The sequence below is a fragment of the Halomonas sp. NPDC076908 genome, from assembly GCF_050269715.1.
In the GTDB taxonomy this organism is placed as follows: domain Bacteria; phylum Pseudomonadota; class Gammaproteobacteria; order Pseudomonadales; family Halomonadaceae; genus Vreelandella.
In genome coordinates, this window is the sequence record NZ_JBNNIW010000016.1 from 46214 (window position 1) to 64615 (window position 18402).

Annotated in this window: 15 protein-coding genes; 3 read left to right on the forward strand and 12 right to left on the reverse strand. The window is 53.4% G+C overall.

Annotated elements, in window-relative coordinates; translation table 11 throughout:
* Nucleotides 1–46 precede the first annotated feature (46 nt).
* The 7 genes from ACQKE4_RS11250 to ACQKE4_RS11280 form a co-directional block, all read right to left on the reverse strand.
* Nucleotides 47–1096: a TRAP transporter substrate-binding protein gene (locus ACQKE4_RS11250; protein ID WP_427388434.1), complete on the reverse strand. Its 1050-nt coding sequence runs from the start codon at nucleotides 1094–1096 to the stop codon at nucleotides 47–49.
* An 84-nt stretch (nucleotides 1097–1180) separates the two neighbouring features.
* The gene (locus tag ACQKE4_RS11255; RefSeq protein WP_427388435.1) at nucleotides 1181–1876 is read right to left on the reverse strand and encodes a cyclase family protein; all 696 of its coding nucleotides are present in this window, start codon (nucleotides 1874–1876) and stop codon (nucleotides 1181–1183) included.
* A gap of 425 nt (nucleotides 1877–2301) precedes the next feature.
* Nucleotides 2302–4980 carry an EAL domain-containing protein gene (locus tag ACQKE4_RS11260; protein ID WP_427388436.1) on the reverse strand — a complete coding sequence of 893 codons (2679 nt, stop codon included), beginning with the start codon at nucleotides 4978–4980 and terminating at the stop codon, nucleotides 2302–2304.
* 128 nt (nucleotides 4981–5108) lie between these two features.
* Nucleotides 5109–6413, reverse strand: coding sequence for a TRAP transporter large permease (locus ACQKE4_RS11265; protein ID WP_427388437.1), 1305 nt, complete (start codon nucleotides 6411–6413; stop codon nucleotides 5109–5111).
* Between the two features lie 75 nt (nucleotides 6414–6488).
* Nucleotides 6489–7052, reverse strand: coding sequence for a TRAP transporter small permease (locus tag ACQKE4_RS11270; RefSeq protein ID WP_427388439.1), 564 nt, complete (start codon nucleotides 7050–7052; stop codon nucleotides 6489–6491).
* A gap of 95 nt (nucleotides 7053–7147) precedes the next feature.
* Nucleotides 7148–8131, reverse strand: a complete 984-nt coding sequence (locus ACQKE4_RS11275; RefSeq protein WP_427388441.1) for a TRAP transporter substrate-binding protein — start codon at nucleotides 8129–8131, stop codon at nucleotides 7148–7150.
* Nucleotides 8132–8170: 39 nt separating this feature from the next.
* Nucleotides 8171–9160, reverse strand: a complete 990-nt coding sequence (locus ACQKE4_RS11280; RefSeq protein WP_427388442.1) for a LysR family transcriptional regulator — start codon at nucleotides 9158–9160, stop codon at nucleotides 8171–8173.
* A gap of 343 nt (nucleotides 9161–9503) precedes the next feature.
* On the opposite strand from ACQKE4_RS11280, the gene ACQKE4_RS11285 reads away from it, so the two are divergent.
* From ACQKE4_RS11285 to ACQKE4_RS11295, 3 genes are read left to right on the forward strand one after another with little or no spacing between them, the layout of a single operon-like run.
* Nucleotides 9504–10256 (forward strand): 5-oxoprolinase subunit PxpA, encoded by a 753-nt coding sequence (locus ACQKE4_RS11285; RefSeq protein ID WP_427388443.1) that lies wholly within the window; start codon nucleotides 9504–9506, stop codon nucleotides 10254–10256.
* The gene (gene pxpB / locus ACQKE4_RS11290; RefSeq protein ID WP_427388444.1) at nucleotides 10253–10981 is read left to right on the forward strand and encodes a 5-oxoprolinase subunit PxpB; all 729 of its coding nucleotides are present in this window, start codon (nucleotides 10253–10255) and stop codon (nucleotides 10979–10981) included. Before ACQKE4_RS11285 ends, pxpB begins: the two co-directional genes overlap by 4 nt.
* Nucleotides 10978–11928, forward strand: a complete 951-nt coding sequence (locus ACQKE4_RS11295; RefSeq protein ID WP_427388445.1) for a biotin-dependent carboxyltransferase family protein — start codon at nucleotides 10978–10980, stop codon at nucleotides 11926–11928. The genes pxpB and ACQKE4_RS11295 overlap by 4 nt, the downstream gene beginning before the upstream one ends.
* 49 nt (nucleotides 11929–11977) lie before the next feature.
* Here the strand turns inward: ACQKE4_RS11295 and ACQKE4_RS11300 are convergent, their stop codons facing one another.
* The 5 genes from ACQKE4_RS11300 to ACQKE4_RS11320 form a co-directional block, all read right to left on the reverse strand.
* Nucleotides 11978–13009, reverse strand: a complete 1032-nt coding sequence (locus ACQKE4_RS11300) for a leucyl aminopeptidase (protein WP_427388446.1) — start codon at nucleotides 13007–13009, stop codon at nucleotides 11978–11980.
* Between the two features lie 132 nt (nucleotides 13010–13141).
* Nucleotides 13142–14650, reverse strand: coding sequence for a sodium:solute symporter family protein (locus ACQKE4_RS11305; protein ID WP_427388447.1), 1509 nt, complete (start codon nucleotides 14648–14650; stop codon nucleotides 13142–13144).
* On the reverse strand, nucleotides 14643–14831 hold the full coding sequence (locus ACQKE4_RS11310; protein ID WP_096651739.1) for a hypothetical protein: 189 nt from the start codon (nucleotides 14829–14831) through the stop codon (nucleotides 14643–14645). Before ACQKE4_RS11310 ends, ACQKE4_RS11305 begins: the two co-directional genes overlap by 8 nt.
* A 21-nt stretch (nucleotides 14832–14852) precedes the next feature.
* Nucleotides 14853–17894 (reverse strand): c-type cytochrome, encoded by a 3042-nt coding sequence (locus ACQKE4_RS11315; protein ID WP_427388448.1) that lies wholly within the window; start codon nucleotides 17892–17894, stop codon nucleotides 14853–14855.
* On the reverse strand, nucleotides 17887–18375 hold the full coding sequence (locus ACQKE4_RS11320) for a (2Fe-2S)-binding protein (RefSeq protein WP_427388449.1): 489 nt from the start codon (nucleotides 18373–18375) through the stop codon (nucleotides 17887–17889). Before ACQKE4_RS11320 ends, ACQKE4_RS11315 begins: the two co-directional genes overlap by 8 nt.
* Nucleotides 18376–18402 lie beyond the last annotated feature (27 nt).

The following is an 18402-nucleotide window of genomic DNA, read 5'->3' on the forward strand; positions in this document are numbered from 1 at the left end:
CCTTATAGACACCGGGCGGGCACAAAACACCCGCCCGGCGGACTTATCACTCGATGGATAAACCGCGGGCTTCACCGATGGTGCTATTCCAGAGAGAAGCGCATTCTGCATAATTGGCATTACAGGTTTTAGACCAGGTAGGCAGGATAACGTCGGACACCGCCTCATTGAGTAGCGCTACATCCTCTTCACTTGGCTCAACAAGGGTCATATCGAAACGGTTGTAACCTTCGCAACTATCATCACCGGTCGAGCAGTTCACCGCATCCTGGGTGAGCGTTCTGGCCATATCCCAGTACTGGCTTTCCAGATCCGCATAAGCCTCTTCGATGGCCTCCTGTGCTTCGGCTGACATGGCATTCCATGTATCCTGATTCATCATGTGCGCCTGCACCGACCAGCTCACACCTAACATCAACAAGGAATCGGTAACTTCTGGCCAGTTACCGGTATTACCGGATGTTGGAGAAGTCACTCCACACTCCGCGACGCCACGCTGTAAAGCGGGATAGACTTCCGCGAACTGCAGCGTGATTGGTGTCGCCCCCAAATACTCCAATAAAGCAGACATGCTCGGAGTAAAGGAACGGACACGTTTACCGCGCAAGTCAGCCAGACTTGCGACATCACCAGAGCAGAAAAACACCTGGGGACCAAATGGCCATAGACCCATTACACGGGCATTAAAACGCTCCGCCACACGGTCACTGAACACACCACGATAGGCGTCGATAGTGATTTGGAGTGTATCGATATCCGGCGAGACGCCTATCAGGTCAAGGCCTTCCAGAAAAGGATCGTCACGCGAGGCAGAACCAATCGTTGTTTCAACAACATCGAAACTACCGCTACTGACCATGCGCATGGTGTCTTGCATATTGACGCCCACGACGTCCAGCGGATTGAAGTTGACCTGGATATCTAGGCCTGTCCGCTCGCCAAGGGTGGCGTAAAAATCACGTTCCAGCGCCGTATGGTGCTGATGGGTAGAAACGATACCAGTTGCATTCAAACTAAGCTGCTCAGCATAAAGAGCGCTTGATGACAGCGTTGCGATAGACACACCAATAGCCAGAGTCAGATGACGTTTTCTCATGACGATCCCCTTCAAGTTTTAAAGTAAGACTGCATGCGCTGGCGGGAAGGGACTCCCCTGTCCACCGCGGTGGAGACAAGGAAGTTATTCAAGGAATGCCAAAGCTCTGACAGGTGACGCCGAGCCTCCTTTGATGCGCAAAGGAATACCCTGAAAGGTAAATTCACCTTTGCCAATGAGCGCCTCTAAATTCCAAAGCCACTCGTAGTGCACCATGCCCAAGTCGCGACAAACCCGGTGGTTCTCGAAGATATTTTCATCCACACGATCGGTGGAGGGCCCCTCTACGCCATGCACCATGGAGCCCCGCTCGTATAGCCAGTGGGTCGCCTCTGCAGTGACCTGAGCATTGTTTGTACAGATGGTATCGTTAGGCCAGTGTCGTGTATTTAAGCCAGTACATATCAACACGATGTGTCCATCCACCTTTACCCCTGCTTCCTGCTCGGCTGCTTCCAGTGCCTCTCGGGTAATATCGCCTCGATCCCCTACGTGGCGTAGATCAAGGCATACCGCTTTGCCCATAAACATTTCCACGGGCATTTCATCAATGGTGGCACCTTCGGAATTATTGTGTGACAGCGCATCAACATGGGTGCCAGTGTGATCCAACATTCCCAGATAAAAGGTCGTGAAAGTTAATAGGTCTTCCGGCGTCCCCTGCTGGAATTTTTTGGATGCTTCATGGGTGGTGTGCGGAATAACAACAGGGCGCGCTAAGCGGCCCAAGGCGGGTAAGCCATCCTGAAGTGGCAGAGTAAGGTCGATAATGGTGGGCATTGTAATACCTTGGCTATTTTTTAAAGAATTGCTTAGCCAAGTCTCAGCACTTTTCATGCCAAGCTATCAACGGACAGCCTAATAAAAATAAAAATATTATTTTTCAATAAGTTAAAACCCCAAATAAAAAAAGAACATTATTGAAAATTAAATTGCATACAATATTGTTTAAAAAATAATGCACAATTATTGTGCTTGATGAGTCAATGGCGCATCTTCTTCGTGCATCAACGCATGCAATAATCAGATGTTCGCAAATTCTCAACATGAACTTTGTAGGAAGCAGTGCAGAGAGAGGTATCTCCATTAAATGGTGGGCGCCATCAAACTGATGCTGCATCATTTGGAGCACAGTGAATGCGAATTACAGCTAGATACCGAACCTGAGCACGATATTCACTGGGAGACACCTTACGGCTAGCTTTTTAAGCTGACGATAACCACACCGCCGCAAATTCATCCGCTGGTAACGGGCGGCCAAACCAGTAGCCTTGTGCTTGGTTGCAACCCATATCAGCTAATAAACGGGCTTGCTCGCGGGTTTCAACACCCTCTGCCACAGTCTTCATCTCTAACGCTTTCGCCATGGCAATAATGGTTTGCACAATGGTGCGGTCATGGTGGTTATCGAGCATTTCGCGGACAAAGGAGATATCAATCTTCAGCGCATCGGCAGCGAACCGACGAAGGTAGGAAAGAGAGGAGTAGCCGGTTCCAAAATCGTCGATAGAGAGTGAGTAACCCGCTTCCCGCATGGTGTGGGTTATCTCAATCGCTTGATCAGGGTCGCGCATAAAATCACTTTCGGTGAGCTCTAGTGCAATAGCGCTGGTAGGAACGCCCGCCGTTAGCTGGGCAATGTGAGCCGTTAATTGCGGGTCAGCAAACTGTTGGGCGGAAATATTGATCGATAGTCTGCCCGGTAGCGCCGTTTGGCGATGGGTTCGCCATGCGACTAATTGCCGGGCCGACTCCTCCAGTACCCAGTCTCCCAAGGGGCGTATCAAGCCGCGTTCTTCTGCCAGCGGTATAAACTCACCAGGGCTAACCCAGCCCCATTCGGCATCATGCCACCGGCATAGTGCTTCAGCGCCGGTAATCCGCCCACTGATAAGATCCACCTGGGGCTGATAATAGAGCTCCAGTCGATGCTCAGTAATCGCCGCACTAAGTCGCTCGCTCATCAGTTGGCGTCGTTGTAGTGCATGACGCATGGTTTGGGTATAGGGGCAGGTGTTGTTTTCTCGCCGCTTAGCGTGATGAAGCGCAATACTGGCAGCGTTGAACAGCTCGCCAGCCTCATTGACATCTTTCGGGTAGCAGCCAAAACCGATGCTGATATCAAGATGAAAGAGACGCCGATCCAACTGTATAGGACGGTTAACCGCTGAACGTAATTGTTGGACGATCATGCTTAAGGCACTTTTCTCGGTACCCACCACCAACATGGCAAACTCATCGCCCGATAAGCGCGCCAGCAAACCACCCTCAGGCGTCGCCTGCTGTAAGCGATCCGCTACGGTTACTAGCAGCTGATCTCCCACGTGATGGCCATATAGATCATTAACTTCTTTAAATCGCCGAATATCCAATAACAGTAAACAGAGTGGATGCGCCGCTTGCTGCGCTTCATTCCACATACGCCCCAACAACTCCATAAAACGAATGCGATTAGGCAGCCCCGTGGTGCTATCCGTGTAAGCCAATTGGTGCATATGGCGATGGTCTCGTCGCCGCTCAAGCTCAGCAGATGCGCCGGTGGACAAGATTTGTAATACCGAGGTGGCAAACGCATTGGTGGTCAGCGGCTGGCGGTAGTATACAATCATGACGCCGATCGCCTCTCCATTGGCATTATCCAAGCGTCGACCAATCCATGCCCGAGCCTGCATTGATGTGCCTTGCACGGGTAATGGCGGACCATCATGAACGACAGCTTCACGTTCCAGCACTACCTGCTCGCACGTCGATCCTTTCAGCGCAAAAGATTGAGGGTCAAGCTGGCGTCCTTCTACCACCATACTGACAGTCGTTGCTTGGCCCATCACATGTTCAACACCCTGTGGAGAGGTGTGCAGCAGCGCAATCAGGCCTGCATCGGCTTCCAGTACTTCCACTAACGTGGCGATCAGTTGCTGAAAATAATCATCGCCAACGCGCGTAGTAACAGTGGAGGCAACCTGCACCACGGCATTTTGGACGCGTTGAGACTCTTGCTGATCAGTGACGTCAGAAATAAACCCTTCCAGACAGAGCACCTCGCCAGCCTCATCCAAAATCGCCTGACCCTGCTCCCACATCCATCGGTAGCTCGCATCACGGTGACGCAGGCGATAAACCGCGCGATAAGGACGCCTGCTGACAATAGCCAGTTGAACTTCTTTAAGAAGTTGCTGCTGATCATCAGGGTGAATAAGGTCAGCAAAGCTCGTTAGCCGATTATTCTGTAACTCATCCGACCGATACCCTGTCAGAGCCTCAGCACCCTGGCTAACCAGTTGCATTGTCCAATTAGCATCATTCAAACAACGATACGCCATGCCAGGCAGATGATTTAACAACGTATTTAAACGACGCTCGCTCTCCCGCGCTACCTCTTCGCTCTCTTTTAAAGCTTCTTCCGCTTGGTGACGGCCTAGCTCTGCTCCTGCCTGTGCGGCGGCAATGCGCAATATCTCACTCGATAAATCATCAATCTGCATCGGTGCATTTTTAAGCACCGCTAACAGCCCAATAGGCGAGCCATCTACCGCATAAAGGGGTAGCCCCATATAGCTATCGGCCCCTAATGTTTGCAGTAGACTATCTTCAGGAAAGCGTAACTGGACATCGCAATCATAGAGGCAAAATTCACGCCCCATGACGGTTTCACAGGGGGTTCCCGATAAGGAATAAGTGAAGTTGTCTTGAAGCGCACCATTCGACCAAACGGCCAATGTATTGGCCGTGCCTTGCTCAGCGACAGCGGCCACTAATACATGCTCAACACTCAATATTGCGGCTAAGCGCTCAACCAAGGCTGCATAAAAATGTGGCGTTCCACTTTGCCCCATTCCTTCTGCCAACTGGCGAAAAATATCTGTCGCTTCCAACCTCGTTCGCATTAGTCCACTCACTTATCCCCGCTTTTTCTTCAGCTTAGCTTGAAGATTGCTTTCAAAGAAGCACCACCGCAGCATCTAAGTACTAATAAATAGTAGTTAGATGCTTATCAGGGATAAATAGCAACTATTTAACGCGTCATTGCTTCAGGTAAGTAGAGAACAATACCTGGGAAAAGGTGCATTAAGGCGATTGCCAATAGCATCAGCAGGAAGAAAGGTAGCGTGGCTTTGGTAATGGTCAGTATATCTTTACCCGTTAAGCCTTGAATCACGAATAGGTTGAAACCAACGGGCGGTGTAATCTGCGACATTTCGACAACGACCACTAGGTAAATACCAAACCAGATCAAGTCAAAACCAGCCGCACTCACCAACGGCATCACAATGGCTGTTACTAATAAAATCAGTGATATACCATCAAGAAAACAGCCCATCACTAACAGCAAAAGTGTTAGTGCAATCAGTAGCATAGTGGGCGAAAGCCCCATTTCGCCAATCGCTCTTGCCAGTTGCATCGGCACTTGAGTAAAGCCCATTGCAGAGGTCAGAAACGATGCACCAGCAATAATGAATGCGATCATGCAGGCCGTACGCACCGCCGCAAACAAAGAGCTAGTGAAGATTTCACGATTAAAATGCCCATTAAAGCGCGCAATAATAATCGACAATACGACACCTACCGCTGCCGCTTCCGTAGGGGAAGCCAGTCCACCATAAATAGAGAAGATGATACCGCCAATTAAGAGCAAAATTGGCATCAGCGCCCAGGTATTACGCAGCTTCTCAGCAAAGCTCATGTCGGACTCATCGGCCCCTGTCAGCCCTTCACGGTTGCCTTTAAGCAGTGCCCAAAGAATGAGATAACTCATAAACATCGCTAGTATCATCAGGCCAGGGCCGATACCGGCCATAAACAGCCTGGAGATCGACTGCTCAGTGACCACGCCGTAAACGATCAACACAATAGAGGGTGGAATCAAAAGCCCCAACGTGGAGGCGCTGGCCAGGGTGCCAATCGCCATATTGCTGTCATAGCCACGCCGTTCAAGCTCCGGCAGCGTCATTTTGCCTACCGTGGCACAGGTCGCCGCAGAAGAGCCGCACACTGCGGCAAACATGCCGCTACCAATAATATTGGTATGCAGTAGTCGACCCGGCAGGCGGTTCAACCAGGGCGACAGGCCACGAAACATGTTGTCGGCCAGCCCCGAGCGAAACAGAATCTCGCCCATCCAGATGAACATGGGCAGCGCCGTCAAATCCCAGCCATAGCTGGCGCTCCAGAAATCTGACGCCAAGATAGATCCTGGCGAGAACGAGCTAAAGAATTCGAGCGCTATCCAGGCTGTGCCAATCAGCGCGAAGGCAATCCACACCCCACTGCCAAGCAGCAGGGCTAAGGTAAAAACGGTAGCCAGACTTAGTAGTAGCACGGAGGTCTCTCCAGAATAAAAGGCTTATGCTGAGTGTCCACGAGTCGCGTTAATGTGAGCTGGGTTTTCATAAACTCAGTGCATCTCACTGTCATCAGTCGCGGTAGCCTCACGAAAACTGGAGGGGTCACGAGCCGCTATGCGCAGCGCCATAAACAAGGCTTCTGCAAGCGCCAAACACAGCAGTCCTACGCTCGTTGCCAGAACCGTCTGGGGAATCCACAGTGGAATAGATAAAAAGCCGGACGAAACATCGTTGTACTGCAGGCTCTCTCTTGCTAGCTCAATCAAGCCGTAACTCAGCAATAAGCTAATCGCTAGCGCTATAATCAGGCCAAATACTTCGAACCACACGCGAATGGCCGACGGCAATCGCGAGATAAGCAGTGTTACACGGATATGGGCATGATGAACAAAGGTATACGCCAAGCCCAAAAAAGTTGCCCCCACTAGCAGATAGGCTGCCAGTTCAGAGACGCCGGTAATACTTAGCCCTAACCGACCAAAGCCGGCCAGCTTTAGCAGTGCGTCTATCAAACGAAAGGTGACCTGTAACGCTATCAACCCACAGATCGTTACCATACAGGCCGCTGCTCCCCAGGCCCCTAGGCGATAGAGTTTGTCGAATTTAAACGTCATGTTCGTAGCCTCACAAAGCACGTAGGAAAAGGCATGCGGGGAAAAGCAGGGACGGGGCCTATGCCACCGCCCCTGCAAGAGATATCAAGACAGACTTAGCTGCCGCGCTGCTCGCGGTAAGTTTCTAGCGCCTGCTTGGCTTCCTCGTCGGCACGAGACTGCCAATCTTCAAACAACACATCGCCAGCGGCTTGTAACGCAGCGGCAATCGCCTCATTGGGGTCAGAAACGGCGATCCCGTTCTCTTCTAGCTTGGCCAAACTTGCATCGTTATCTTCACGACTCATTTCCCAGCCACGCTTTTCAGCCTCAGCGGCGGCTTCCATCAGCGCTTCCTGAGTCGCTTCATCTAAGCGATCAAAGCTACGCTGGCTGATGAACACGATATTTTTCGGTAGCCACAGGTTGGCGTTGGTGTAATCACTTACATAATCCCACGCTGCCATGGAGTTACCGGTGGAGCTTGAGGTAATCATGGCGTCCACACGGCCGGTGCTAAACGCGGTGGGGATATCGGACTCTTCCGTTTCAGTCGGGCTGCCGCCCAGGTTATTCACGAAGCGCTGGGTGTTGATGTTAGGTGCACGAACGCGCAAACCTTCAAACTGTTCAGGATCGGTTAGCGGCTCGGCGGTGTAAATTCCCTGGGCGGGCCAAGCTACGGCGTATAAAGGAATCAATCCTTCATAGGCAAACAGCTCGGTGATCATTGGCTTAGTGGCTTCCCAAAGTGCATAGGCATCATCATAGCCACCCGCTACACCCGGCAAAGTATCGACTTCAAAGATAGGATCATCGTTGGAGAGCACGGAGAGGAACACTTCACCCGCATCAATGGTGCCACGGCGAACCGACGGTTTAATCTCACCGTGCGCCACCAATGAACCGCCGCTATGTACGGTAATGGTCAGCTCACCGCCGGTAGCTTCCGCCACATCTTCGGCAAACTGCTTGGTGTTTTGGGTATGAAAACTGGCATCGCCGTAGGGCGTGGCCATGGTCCATTCCGCGGCGTGAGCCGACACGGTTAAGCCGCAGGCGGTCGCCAGTAGCAGAGAAGTCGTTATGGTCTTGCGCATCGTGAGAACCCTCTTATTTCTATTAATAGTGTGGTGTTTTTAATGGTGTGTTGCTGTTGCTTCGGTGGTGCCAGAGGAGACGCTTGGGGAAATCCAGCGCCCGGAGAAAAGTGTTGTTGTCATATCATCACGACGCGCCTGGGCATAGCTGCAGGCGCATTGTTGTGCCAACCGGGAGACACCGCGACAAAAACGCGGATGATTAGCGCTACGCCATATCACATCGTAGTGCATGGCCGGTAATGGCACCGGTAGCGCGAGGCGATAAAGCTCCCCCCGCTGCCACTCATCCAGGACGGTGGAGACAGGCAGCGCGCCGATCCCCAACCCTTCGGTAGTCATGCGTACAATTGTCATCAAAGTGCTAACACAATGAATACGCGGGCTGGCTACCCCCTGCTCTGCCAAGTAGTGCACTAGCTCTGAATACGGTCGCGCCTGTTTACCGAAGGAAATAAACGGCAGTTGTGTGCTCCATGCGTCGGCACTTTCGCTCAGCGTCTTGGCGTGCCGAGGGGAGACAAACATGCCCATCTCATAAGGGCTCAACGACTCATACTCAATCTGTTTTTGCGGCAAATAACCGTTCATTGCCAAGATGATATCCAGTTCATTAGCCAATAATTTCTCGTTCAGAACCGGTGAGTAATCAACCGTCAATTCGATGGTCAGCCCTGGATAGCGCTCGGTTAACCGTCGCATAAAGTCGGGAAACCAACTGTGGGCAATGGTTTCAATTGTGCCGAGCCGTAACGGTGCAGAAAAGGCCTCTTCGCTATCGAATAACTTCATTGCCTCATCACGCTGGTGCAGCATACGTTCAGCATGCATAAAGAACTCGCGGCCACGCATCGTGGGTTGAATGGGCCTTGCGGAGCGCTCTAGCAGCAATTCACCCACCGTTGTTTCCAAGCGTGAGATTCGCTCAGAAATGGAGGGCTGAGTGAGATGCAAGCGAGTAGCCGCTTTGCGGAAGGAGCCTAACCTTACCGCCCAGACGAAGGCCTCAAGTTCTTTAAAATCCATCATACTGACTCGCCTAAGCTAGGCTTTATGAATATGAATGACTCGTTCGCCGCTGCTAAAACCGTTCGAGAGTGCAGCATAAGACAAACGTCAGGCCTCTATCATGCAACTTTGAGACCATCTCCAGCAGTGGCAATCAACCAACGTTATTATCACGCCATGCTTATAGAGTGATAAGCGTATAGCAACCAACCGTCAACCATTTTTCCACCTAATAACAATATGATAGGAAGGCCCGATAATGAGTATCGTCAAAAACGATTGGCACTTAGCCAGCTGGGTTCATATATTGGTGTTGGTTTAACATTCAGCATGCGCCTGATAAGAGCATAAAAGAGGAGTCGTTATGGCCATCCCACTGCTTAATTGCGATATGGGCGAAAGTTTCGGCAACTGGACCATTGGGTTGGACGCCGACGCCATGCCCTATGTCGACTGCGCGAATATCGCCTGCGGCTTTCACGCCTCCGACCCGCATGTGATGCGCCGCACTGTCAAGTTGGCCGTACAGCATGACGTGCGTATTGGCGCGCACCCCGGCTTCCCAGATTTAATGGGGTTTGGTCGCCGCTCAATGGCCTGCTCGCCGGAAGAAGCGGAAGACATGGTGCTCTATCAGGTAGGCGCATTAGCGGGTATTTGCCAAGCGGAAGGTGCTCAACTGAGCTACATCAAACCGCATGGCGCGCTTTATAACGACATGGCGGCCAACCCGGCGCTGCTCGAAGGCGTGATGCGCGCGGTGCGTGCTTATGACCCCAGTCTTCCGTTAATGATTATGTCGACTGCCGACCCCGAGCCACACCGCGAGCTGGCTGCCAAGATGGGTATTACTCTGTGGTTCGAAACGTTTGCTGACCGCGCTTATGATGCGAACGGCCACTTGGCCTCACGGCGGTTGCCTAACGCAGTGCACCACGACCAAAACACCATCGTCAATCAGGCCATTAAGCTGGCCAAAGGCGAGCCACTTACCGCTCTTGATGGAACACCGCTTCACTTAGCCTGCGATACGCTGTGCGTTCATGGTGATAACCCCGAGTCAGTAGCCGCTGTACGCGCTATTCGCGAGGCCTTTCAGGCGCTGGAGCAGGCGTGAAAGCCACTATCGAAAGAGTCAATAACGTAAGTGTTGAAACCGCCGCCATGGATGCCTTGATGGTGCGTCTCTTCGATACCATCGATGAAACCAATATGGCGTGGGTCATTGCCGCCGACCAAACGCTGCGTAAGGCTTTCGGCGCAGCATTAATTGATTTGGTGCCCTCTTACACCACACTGCTAGTTCATTACGACTGCCAGCAGGTAACCCATAGCGAAGCCCTTCAACTTATTAACAGGGCGCTTTCAGGCCTTACCCCTGTGGATACTCAAGCGGGTGAGCTACACGACATCCCTGTGTGGTATGACGAAAGCGTGGGGCCTGAGCTGCCCTTGGTCGCCAAGCGTGCGGGCATAAGCGTGGACGAGCTAATCAAGCAGCACTGTAACCACGATTACTGCGTGTTTGCGCTGGGGTTCGCGCCCGGCTATGGATTTATGGGTTTAGTAGATGAAGCATTGGCCACGCCGCGCCTAAAAACACCACGCCGGAAAGTGGCGGCTGGCAGCGTTGGCATTGCGGATCGGCAAACCGCTATTTATCCACTGCTTTCGCCAGGTGGCTGGAACATTCTGGGACGTACCAATGTGCCGTTATTCGAGTATGCCAAGCGTGGCGATCCGCTTTTCCGCCCAGGCGACAAGGTGCGCTTTAGAGCGATCTCCCGCGCAGAGTTTGAAGCGGACGGTGGCGATACTACGCCGATGGAGGAGCGCCCATGAGCCATTCCTTGATGGATAACGCGCGCAAAGGGATGCTCGTTAAACAGGTTGGCCCACTGGCGCTCATCCAGGATGCCGGGCGATTTGGCGTCGGCCATTTAGGGGTTACCCAAGGTGGCGCCGCGGACTGGATCTCTTTCCGCTGGGCCAACTGGTTACTGGGTAATGCGCCAAACAGTGCCGCATTGGAAATCGTTATGGGTGGCGGCCTAAGCTTTGAAACTGAAAGCGAGGTGCGCTTGGCACTGGCAGGCGCTGATTTAGACGCTCAATTGGATGGCAAGCCACTCGCCCCCAATTCAAGCTTCAAGCTCCTGCCCGGCCAGCGCCTGGTCTTCCGCCAGCCGCGCCTGGGCCTGCGTGCGTACCTCGCCTTTCCCGGCGGGCTAAATGCGCCGGAAGTACTGGGCAGTCGCGCCTGCACCGCTCGCGAGCAAATTGGCGGTTTACATGAAGATGGCAAGCCACTGAAAGTGGGTGACCGTCTAACCTGGAAAGGCACCGCTCCAGCAGTGCGGCGCATTCCTGAAGGGCAAGGTCCACGCATGCCAGTGTCGGGCTGCCACTTACCCATCGTGCTGGGTTCGCAAATCGCCTCGTTTAGCGGGCGCTCCCTTTTTCAGGCGTTTAACCAACCATGGAAAGTAGATAACCGCGCTGACCGCATGGGCGTTCGGCTCACTGGCCCCAGCCTGCATGGCTCGCTGACAGGGATTATTTCGGAAGGAATTCCACTAGGTGCGGTACAGATACCACCGGACGGCCAACCTATAGTGCTGATGAATGACCGCCAGACGATTGGCGGCTACCCGCGCTTAGGCGCCCTCACCCCGATTGCCTGCGCCACGCTTTCCCAGTGCCTTCCCGGCACCGAGGTATGGCTAACGCCGGTCAGCGTTAGTCAGGCGCAAGATGATTATCGAGACCAGCTAAAAGTGTGGAGTTAACGCTGAAAAGCCCCCAATGGGGGCTTATGTCAGTAATGGTTCGTAGCGATCAGTGTCTAGCCATCTGCAGCTCTTTAACGACGATATCACCATCAATCACGACGGGTTCATCATCGAGAAACAGTGAACAGTTGCGCATCGGAATATCCAGATGGCAGGCGGTATCGTTAGACCCGCCCAGCTCGCTATTCGGGCCGGTTGAGAACATCACGTTGCCGTAGAAACTGCGGGGTTCCATACCCATGCCACCGGGAAACTCACCCGGCACCATGCGGTGCCATTTGGCATTAGGATTCATGCCCCATCCGACATGACTCATGCCCATCCCGCGCGGGTCGTTAAAGCTATCCATATAGGATTTCACTAATTCGGCATCCAGGCCGCCACGTATATCGGTAATCCAGCCCTTCTCAATGGTGTACGTAATGGGCTCTCTGACATACATATTTTGGGGAAGCAGGATATCACCGGGCGCCACTACAATGGTGCCATCAACGCCATCGTCATCACCGCCGGTAAATACAAAGCCCGACGGCCAGTGATCCCAGCGGCCGGGCTCATCGGTACAGGCATATTCAGCAACGGTGGGGTAAGTATTCAGTTGATAGGTGACATCGGTACCGTGAGGTGAGGTGATTCGCATTACTTTGGCTTTTTCCAGCAGCGCAGCGGCTAATTCGACCTTCTCTCTTAACTCCTTGGTGGGCATCATTCTGGCTAGCAGTTCCGGGGGTTCAACCGCCGTTAATATGCGTGTGCCCGCTGCTTGAATCGCCATTTGCTCCGGTGAGAAAAGCAGGAAAATACAGTCGATCAACATGTCGCAGTTTTTAAGCGCTTCCACCGCATCGGGCATGCTGGCCAGCCCCGTTGTTCCCACGTTCCAGCCACCAGTGGGTAGCGGCGCGGGCAAGCGCATGTGATACATATTGGCGCCTAAACGCTGCCCTGCCGCCATAAAGGCGTCGGCATAATCAAGGCGTTCACTGCCCTGGGTCAACACCACCAGTTTCTCACCTTCATGTACGCCAGACATTTTTAACTGCTGAAGGCAAATTTCCGTAAAGCTTGCATGATCCATAAAGACTCCTAACTTCCCAGGCGAAAACTCAAGCTATCTCGTGACCGGGAAGTGTTAGCGGAGAGCGCTCGTGCTCGCTTTTAGGCACACCAAGCGCTCTATATTGTTAGGTATAAACAGGACTTTAAAAGGCTAGGCGGCCGCTCCTTTGGTCGGCTGTACGGTGGTGGGGTGACGCTTTTTACTCAGCTCTTCAGAGATGGCCGTAAAGAAAGCATCTGTGGAGGCTTGATGAGGCTTGGTGGCTAAACTAACGCCGACAAACAGCACACTAGCGACCACAATGCCCCATACGCCGGAGGGTAAGCCCAACAAGGAGTTACCGGTGGCATACATCAGCAGCACAAAGGCACTGGTGCCCACCACGCTTACCAGCGCACCGGCAGACGTACCGCGTTTCCAGTAAAAGGCACCAATAATGGCAGGTACCATCGCCACTAAGCCTGATGAGGCAGCCACCGACAGCACTGCAATAAGATCAAGCTGAAGCTCGGCAAACCCTAACGCCATTAGTGCAATCACCGGTACGACAAATTTACCCACCAGCAGTTGGCGCTTTTCACTAACATTAGGTTTGACGTTGGCATAGACATCACGGGAAACCATGGAGGCCAGCGTCAGCATGATCGAATCAATGGTGGAGACAGCGGCGGCCATAATGCCGATCATCACGATCACCCCGAGTACTGGTGGCACAAACTCCGATGCCAACAGGGTGGGCGTGGCTAAATCCGCACGCGCCAGGCTTGGGAAAGCGGCCAAGGCGGAGAAGCCCCATAGCACAGAAACCATGGTGTAAATAAAACCAAACACCAGGAAGCCAATCAGCATATGACGCATTGAGCGCAGCGAAGAGGGCATAAACAAACGCTGACTGACCTGAGGATTAGAAAGACTAAAGAAGAACCAGGGAATCGTTAGTCCTAGGAAAGTAACGAAGCTGAATAGCCCTGAGCCCGGCACGGTTAACGACTGCGGATGTTCCGTCGCCAGGGTATTGAATAGCGCGCTGAAACCACCCAAACCTTGAATAACCAGAAAGGCTACCAGTGTTGAGGCGACAATCATCATGATCGCCTGGAGGGAGTCGGTCCACATTACTGAACGAATGCCCGCAATATAGGAGAAGAAGATAGCAATCACGGTTGCCAGCACCACACCGGTGGTAAAGGTAATCGCTCCATCAGTAATGCCTTGCAACAGATAACCGACACCTGCGAGCTGCACGGCTGAATAAGGAATAAGGAAGATACAGCTGGCAATGGAAACGGCCATGGCAACATGCTTGCTATTGTAGCGGTGACCGAGCATCTCGCTTGGCGTTACAAAGCCAAATTTTTTGCCAACGGCCCAAAACTTAGGTCCGAAAATAGCTACGAGGGAAACACCGGCAAAATAGATAATTTCAAAGCCCAACGCGCCAACGCCGCCGGCATAGGTCAGCCCTGCCAAGCCCACCATCATGAACGCACTATAGGTGGTGGCACTGTAGCTAAGCGCTGAGACAAAGCCATTCATTTGTCGGTTGCCCAGGAAGTATCCAGACATACTTTCTGAAGGGCCTTGGCGGGACAGAATCGCAATGCCTATCGCGATCACTAAGTAGATGGCAATGGACCACCAGATGAGTGACTCAGTCATTGCTGTGCTCCTCAAAATCTTTAGTGATAAACACGTTCAGTGCAATGACGACTAGCCCTGCAACGGCCCAAAACAGGAAGCTGCCATACCAGAGCGCCACGCCGCTCAGTAGGGTGTAAGGCACTAAATAGCTAAGCAAGACGACCGCCCATACTAGCCATATCCATTTACTGCGTTTCATAGTCCACCTCGGTTTATTACGTCAGGGAGTAGAGTGTGTGTTGTTGTGGTGAGGCTGGCGTAAATCAGTGATACGTTTTTCTAGTTGTTGCCAAGGCGCTTTGTCGGGTGCAAAACGCGCTCGGAGATACGTCGCTAAATCAGCGACCTGGGTATTGCTAAAACTGTCGGCAAAGCCCGGCATACTGCCGATGCCAGACACATGATCCGCGTGGACACCGCCAAGAATTGACTGAATAACATTATCGGGGTGATCGCTATGCACGTTGGTATTCAGCGCAAGGCTGGTGCTTGCGCGTGAAAAACTCGGCACGCCGGTCTCTACATGGCAGGCCGCACAGGCACCCTCAAATAAGCGTTCCCCCGCCTCCATCCCTGGTGAGCTCACCGCTGCACGGGTCACGCGCTGTTCAGCCCCTGCCATGGTTGCCTCGCTATTGCCTGTGGGAGCCTGCATTTGAGCAGCCACATAGTGGGCAATCGCCCGCACATCGTATTCAGGTAGCTCAGCCAAGCCCGCCACGACTGGTGCCATAGGGCCAGAGGCAACACCGTGTAGCACCGACTCGCCATGGCGAAGATAGTCGAAAAGCGATGCTTCACTCCACGGAATGGGCGCACGCGACAGGGTGTTGAGCGGTGGCGCTTCCCAGCCATCCACAAAAGCGCCAGCTAAGTAAGCGTCACCGCTTTTCTCAGCACCCATCGCATTGCGTGGGCTATGGCAGGCGCTGCAGTGGCCTAAGCCTTCGGCGAGGTAAGCCCCGCGATTATACAATTCACTTTGCATAGGGTCTGGCTGGAAGGGGGTAGGGTCGTGATAAAGCGCGTTCCAGCCCGCCATTAAGGCGCGCACGTTAAAGGGGAAAGAGAGTGCATTAGTAGGCTTTTCAGCGGCAATGGCTGGCTGGGCCATTAAGTAGGCATAGAGCGCCTGCAAATCGGTATCGCTTGTTTTGGCGAATGCTGTGTAGGGAAAAGCAGGATAAAGGTGGCTACCATCACGGCTGATGCCATGGCGCATCGCCCGCTCAAACGCCGCGTAGGACCACTGACCAATCCCCGTAGCTTCATCCGGGGTAATGTTAGTGCTGTAAAGAGTACCAAAGGGCGTTTCAAAAGCCCGCCCCCCTACATTGGTACTTCCCCCCTCAGAGGTATGGCATGCGGCGCAGTCTCCCGCGGCGGCGACTAAGCGCCCGCGCTCAATGGTCTCAGCGGAATAAAGATTGGCGGCGGGTCGAGCGATCGGCGCAAGGGTACTTTTCCAAGGCCACGCCATTACCGCGGTGCCTGCGACCGTGGTCAGCGCCGCGGCAGCTAACCAGCGGCGGCCAGTGGCTCGCTTCGCTAAGCGCTGCTGTGTTGCTCCCTCGGTCGTCGCTTCCTTTAACGCCTCTCGCACGCGCTTGGCTGTAAAAGGGGGCTGACGAAAACGGATGCCGGTCGCATCAAAGAGTGCATTGGCGATAACCGCAACGCCGGGGGAAAGCTCTGCACCGGTTAATAGGTCACTCGCTGCAGGACGCAGCGACGCTGTTTTTGTTTGGGTAACGGCTGGGCTGTCGCGGTTAACTAGCGCACTCGGCGCAATTTCGACGCTTTGTTCTGGCGCATCACTGCCATCGCCCCACTCATCAAATCCAGGTGCTTGCCCCAAAAGGGGGCGGGCTTCACCCAATATTCGCTCTTGGAGCGTTTGTTGAAGGCCCGCCGTATCCACCTCAGGGCCATCATCTTGACCAACAATTAATCGCGTTAGCTGGACATCACCCGTAACACGGTTGACCGCAACATCGGCAATCCAAGCAGAGCGCACCCCTGCTTCCATCCGCTGATGACGATCAGGCAACTGAGCGAAAGCAAAACCGCGCCCCTGCAACAAGTCTAGTGGCACTGAGTCGGTGGGTTTCTTGAGTGGCACTTGCCACCCAGCGCGCTTGGCTACCGACTCAATCAGCTCGATAGACCGCGCATCTTTGAGATGACGAAGACGCAGCGATACGGGGTCTTGTCCGCTATCGCGAGCCACTTCATCTAAAAAGGATTCCCGCGCAAAGGCCTGCTGAATGCCTATTAGTGTGGCGCTGCTAGGCGTCTGGCTAGGCTGCTGGAGTCGCGCCGAAAGATGTTGATCTCGAAAGACATAGGGTGACAAGACAGAGGCAGACAACGCAGTTGGATCGCTATCGTCTGCTGGCACTTGCGGTATAGATTCTGGTGCTGCTGCCCTGCCGCTTAACCAGAGCCCAACCGCAGCTACTTCACCGCTGCTGTTAGCCTGCTGATAGTGATAGCGGGCTATCTCGCCACTATCAGTAAGCTCAGCAGTTAACGACATTCGCTGGGCTTGGCCTAGCGCCTCTACATCTTGTGTATAGCGCGCATCTAGCCAGACCGCTACCGGGCAACCCAGCGCTTGGGACATAAGCGCGGCATCCACGGCGGCATCATCGCCGCAGTGGCGCCCAAGGCCGGTTGTTTGACTCGACATCGGCTGCTGATCAAGGCTGTAAAGCTCAATCTGACTCGCATCCAGGGCGGTTAAGCTAGCCAAATCCTGCTGAAGTACCAAGGGGGTGGTTGTTTGCCCCCATATCTTCAAATGGTGATCGTTAACATCGGCAACTACCCAGCCGGGGTGATTGCCCCAGCGCATACGACTGGGCCAGACATACACGTGTTGCGCTGAGACTTCAGCTTGAAGCTCTTGATAGCGCAGCGAACGGCGCGCACTACCCGCTTTTTCACTATTCTCTAGCGCTTTATTAGGCTCGCTGAGAACCGTTTGCCACTCAATCTGCAGCTGTTTAGCGGCGTCTCTCGCTACCGCTAAACTCTCTGCCACCACGCCCACGAAATTGCCTTCCACCACCACATCAACCTGACCCGGCAATAACGCCACGCTGGCGCTATCGACACTTAATAAGTGAGCGCTCTCAAAGCGTTCACCGTTCCAGTGGTAGTAAGGTGGGCGGACGACAACACCATAGCGCACATGGGTAAGCTGCGAAGGTAGCCCCTCTCCATTATCTTCCTGGGTTGGCAGCGTACGCTTACTCATTCAAAGCCTCCTGCTGCTCGGCGGCATTGATCACCACAGCAAGCTGGGCGGCTTGGAGAATTTCAACATGGGTACCACACCGGCAGAGGTTATGTTCAAGGGCGGCACGTATCTGTTGAGGCGAGGGCTCCGCGTTATGATTGAGCAGCGCGCGAATCGTTATAATCATACCGTTCAAGCAGTAACCACACTGAGCCGCTTGCGCGTCGATAAATGCTTGTTGCACGGGATCAAGCTGACCATTCTGGGAAAGGCCATCAAGCGTCGTAATGTCATGGCCAGCGGCAGCCGATACGGGCAGCACGCAAGCACGCGCCGCCATGCCATCAATCAGTACACTGCACGCGCCGCATTCGCCCAAACCACAGCCATATTTAGGGCCATTGAGCGCTAGATCATTACGCAAGACATTAAGCAGCGGCGTATTCAATGGCACCGCCACTTCCCTCACCTGTCCATTAACTGTCAGCTTTAGCGTCATAGGGGATCATCATCGTTATTGTTAAAG

Bases quoted from the DNA above. Each gene is read 5' to 3' on its own strand.
- ACQKE4_RS11250 (WP_427388434.1), bottom strand. From the start codon at position 1,096: ATGAGAAAACGTCATCTGACTCTGGCTATTGGTGTGTCTATCGCAACG.
- ACQKE4_RS11255 (WP_427388435.1), bottom strand. From the start codon at position 1,876: ATGCCCACCATTATCGACCTTACTCTGCCACTTCAGGATGGCTTACCC.
- ACQKE4_RS11260 (WP_427388436.1), bottom strand. From the start codon at position 4,980: ATGCGAACGAGGTTGGAAGCGACAGATATTTTTCGCCAGTTGGCAGAA.
- ACQKE4_RS11270 (WP_427388439.1), bottom strand. From the start codon at position 7,052: ATGACGTTTAAATTCGACAAACTCTATCGCCTAGGGGCCTGGGGAGCA.
- ACQKE4_RS11275 (WP_427388441.1), bottom strand. From the start codon at position 8,131: ATGCGCAAGACCATAACGACTTCTCTGCTACTGGCGACCGCCTGCGGC.
- ACQKE4_RS11280 (WP_427388442.1), bottom strand. From the start codon at position 9,160: ATGATGGATTTTAAAGAACTTGAGGCCTTCGTCTGGGCGGTAAGGTTA.
- ACQKE4_RS11285 (WP_427388443.1), top strand. From the start codon at position 9,504: ATGGCCATCCCACTGCTTAATTGCGATATGGGCGAAAGTTTCGGCAAC.
- ACQKE4_RS11295 (WP_427388445.1), top strand. From the start codon at position 10,978: ATGAGCCATTCCTTGATGGATAACGCGCGCAAAGGGATGCTCGTTAAA.
- ACQKE4_RS11300 (WP_427388446.1), bottom strand. From the start codon at position 13,009: ATGGATCATGCAAGCTTTACGGAAATTTGCCTTCAGCAGTTAAAAATG.
- ACQKE4_RS11305 (WP_427388447.1), bottom strand. From the start codon at position 14,650: ATGACTGAGTCACTCATCTGGTGGTCCATTGCCATCTACTTAGTGATC.
- ACQKE4_RS11310 (WP_096651739.1), bottom strand. From the start codon at position 14,831: ATGAAACGCAGTAAATGGATATGGCTAGTATGGGCGGTCGTCTTGCTT.
- ACQKE4_RS11315 (WP_427388448.1), bottom strand. From the start codon at position 17,894: ATGAGTAAGCGTACGCTGCCAACCCAGGAAGATAATGGAGAGGGGCTA.
- ACQKE4_RS11320 (WP_427388449.1), bottom strand. From the start codon at position 18,375: ATGACGCTAAAGCTGACAGTTAATGGACAGGTGAGGGAAGTGGCGGTG.